The 2,798-nt window shown below is 61.7% G+C and carries 3 protein-coding genes; all 3 read right to left on the bottom strand.

Going from position 1 to position 2,798, the window contains the following annotated elements; translation table 11 throughout:
- Positions 1-168 precede the first annotated feature (168 nt).
- From HIJ39_RS22315 to istA, 3 genes are read right to left on the bottom strand one after another with little or no spacing between them, the layout of a single operon-like run.
- A complete protein-coding gene (locus HIJ39_RS22315) occupies positions 169-558 on the bottom strand; it encodes a hypothetical protein (protein ID WP_169103241.1) in 390 nt (129 codons plus the stop codon).
- A complete protein-coding gene (gene istB / locus HIJ39_RS22310; RefSeq protein WP_169103240.1) occupies positions 558-1,346 on the bottom strand; it encodes an IS21-like element helper ATPase IstB in 789 nt (262 codons plus the stop codon). Before istB ends, HIJ39_RS22315 begins: the two co-directional genes overlap by 1 nt.
- Positions 1,343-2,593, bottom strand: coding sequence for an IS21 family transposase (gene istA, locus HIJ39_RS22305; RefSeq protein WP_169103239.1), 1,251 nt, complete (start codon positions 2,591-2,593; stop codon positions 1,343-1,345). The genes istB and istA overlap by 4 nt, the downstream gene beginning before the upstream one ends.
- Positions 2,594-2,798 lie beyond the last annotated feature (205 nt).

The raw sequence follows: 2,798 nt of genomic DNA, 5'->3' as shown, positions 1-2,798 counted from the left end.
AGGAAATCGTCAAAAAAGCCAACGGAATTCCTGCAATATGGCCAGGATTAAATCGCCAAAACGGCCAAGATAAAATCACCATGATGGCCAACGGAAAGTCACCAGGGGATCCCGAAAGAAAGAGGCCCCCGACGACGTCGTCGCCGAGGGCGGTTATGACACCTGGTGTCACTCCGGTGGGGAATTCTGGTGTTCCTGAGGCGGATGCCGAGAACGCCAAGAGGATAACACGGCGGCCGCCGCTTGCAGACAAGCCCGCTCCGGCGCATCGCCCCACGATTGGTGGGCCCAGACCTGGAGTTGATGCTCCACCCGAGCCCAATCCCAGGCGGTCGGGGATAACGGCGGTTCGGCCGGCGGGCCTTGCGCCAAGGCCTCACTCACCGCCGCCCAATCAATGGGCAAGCCGGGGAAGTTCCGGGCGACGGCTTCGCGTAGGCTCCACGAGACGGAATAGGCGCCATGGAAGTTGGCCAGCACCCGTTGGCGGCTACGGCCGTCTTCCCAGACAGTGGCCAAGAGTTGGGCGCTCTGCCCGCGCCATCGCACCCAGGCCATTAGGCGTGGACGGTGCCCGACGCCGGGGGCACGAGCAATCCGTCGCGGCCTTGGCTCCGCTTTTTCTCTCGGAGTCGATAGGATTCCCCGCGGATATTGACGACCGTCGAGTGATGGAGCAGGCGGTCGAGGATCGCGGTGGCCAAGACCGCATCCCCGAACACTTCCCCCCATTCGCTGAAACTCTTGTTGGACGTCAAAATCATGCTGCCGCGTTCGTAACGGGCCGAGACCAAGCGGAAAAAGAGGGTCGCATCGAGGCGCTCCAAGGGGAGATACCCGACTTCGTCGACGCACAGCAATTTGGGCCGCGTATACACCGCCAACCGGGCCGGGAACCGATTGTCCTCCCATGCGCGCCGCAAATCCGCGATCATGTCCTGAATGGTCACGAAATACACGGATTGGCGTGCTTGGATGGCCTGCAGGGCCAAGGAGACCGTCAAGTGACTTTTCCCCACCCCAGGCGGCCCCAGGAAGAGAATATTGGCCGCCGCATCGATCCATTGCAAGGTTGCCAATTCGCGGATTTGGCGTTCGTCGATGCTCGGCTGGAACGCAAAGTCAAACGTGTCCAATGGCTTCCGGAACGGGAGGTGCGCCATTTGCACGCGGGAGGAGACATAGCGCTGCTGGCGGGCATCGACCTCCGCCTGCAACAAATCCGCCAAATACGCCGTGTACGGGTCTTGGGCCGCCGCCGCGCTATCCGCGCGCGGTCCGGCCAACCGAGCCACTTCCGTGAGTTGGAGGCGCTCACACAAATCGTCCAGGATGAGGGGGTTCATTGGAGCACCTCCTCGTAGGCCGCCAGCGCCCGTTGCACGACATCGGGCGCGACGGCCTGATGGACACCCCGGGAACTCGGGGCCGGACCCGACCGGGTCCGGGTTTGCGAGGGTATGGGGCCCGGCGTGCCCATGAGGGCATGGGGATGGGTCGGAGCTGGATATTCGCGAAGCACCCGATCGCCCAGGCGAATCACGATGCCGCCGGCGGGCTGACGCTGCACGATGACCTCCTGACCAATCCAGTCATAGCCCACCGCCCAACTGTGCCCGTCCCAGCGGACATAGCCATCATTGTAGACGCGACGCACGATTTCCTCACCATACCAGAACCGATGGGCAGCTGGCCAGACCGCACAGGCGGCCACATCCGCCGCACGCCGGTCAATCGGACGTTCGTGCGTCGTGCCATGAATGCGCACGTCCGCGACCGTTTGGACCCACGTGGCCACTTGGCGATTCAAGTCCTCGATGCCTTCAATCCGCTGAATCCGGGGCCAGAAGTTGTCCCGCACGTAGCGGACTGGGCGTTCAACCTTACCCTTCGTCTGTCCACGGTAGGGGCGTGCCGCCTTGGGCGTGAAGCCATGAAACCCGGCGAAGGCCGCAAAGCGCGGATGCCATTGGACGGGCCCATCGACGGGATGCGCGATGACCATGGGGGACATATTGTCCGACAGGATGTCGGTCGGTACGGCGCCAAACGCCTCGAACGCATGCTCGAGGCAGGCAAAGAGGGTGTCTTGGCGCGTGTCATGCACGAACTCGATGTAGAGACACCGGGAATAGCCCAGAGTGAAAATGAAGATCCAGAGGGGCCGGACGGTGCCGTCCGGATATTTCAGGCTCCCAAATTTCGCCCAGTCACACTGGGCTTGCCGCCCTGGGGGCGTTTCAAAGCGCTGCACGGGTTCCGGGGGCATGGTCGGGCGCAACGGTTGCACGAAGTTTTTGACCGTGCTCCGGCCGCCAACGTAGCCCATGGCGCGAATCTCGTCGAACAAGACGGCGGTATTGAGACAGCCACCGAGCACCCGTTCTCGGATATACTGATGGTATGGATCGAGGAGGCTGGGCCGCGCCGACGATGGCGGAGGGCTAGTCCGCTGTCGGGGATCGCCGGCATCCCGAATATCGCGGATGGTTTGGCGGTCGTGCCCGGTCTCCCGGTGAATTTGCGACACGGACTGGCCGTGTTGTAACGCATCATAAATGGCCAAGCGTTCATCTCTCCCTAATTGCCGCATCGAATCGCTCCTTCGTCATCCATTGTGGCCACAGTGTGGCGTCCATAGATTCCCGACCGGATGAATCCAATCCTTTTGCGACGAATGTGGCGACAGCATCTTGGCCAAAATGGCGACTATCCGTTGGCCGTTTTGCCGAAATCAGGTTGGCCTTTTTGGCGAAGTGTTGTTGTCGTTATTGGAGATTTTATACTTGGCCGTAACA

Source organism: Sulfobacillus harzensis (genome assembly GCF_012933365.1).
In the GTDB taxonomy this organism is placed as follows: domain Bacteria; phylum Bacillota; class Sulfobacillia; order Sulfobacillales; family Sulfobacillaceae; genus Sulfobacillus_B; species Sulfobacillus_B harzensis.
The sequence above is the reverse complement of the archived record's forward strand: the minus strand, read 5'-3'. Positions and strand labels throughout refer to the sequence as shown.

Excerpts from the sequence above, each read along its gene's own strand:
- HIJ39_RS22315 (WP_169103241.1), bottom strand. The coding sequence starts at position 558 with ATGGCCTGGGTGCGATGGCGCGGGCAGAGCGCCCAACTCTTGGCCACT.
- istB (WP_169103240.1), bottom strand. The coding sequence starts at position 1,346 with ATGAACCCCCTCATCCTGGACGATTTGTGTGAGCGCCTCCAACTCACG.
- istA (WP_169103239.1), bottom strand. The coding sequence starts at position 2,593 with ATGCGGCAATTAGGGAGAGATGAACGCTTGGCCATTTATGATGCGTTA.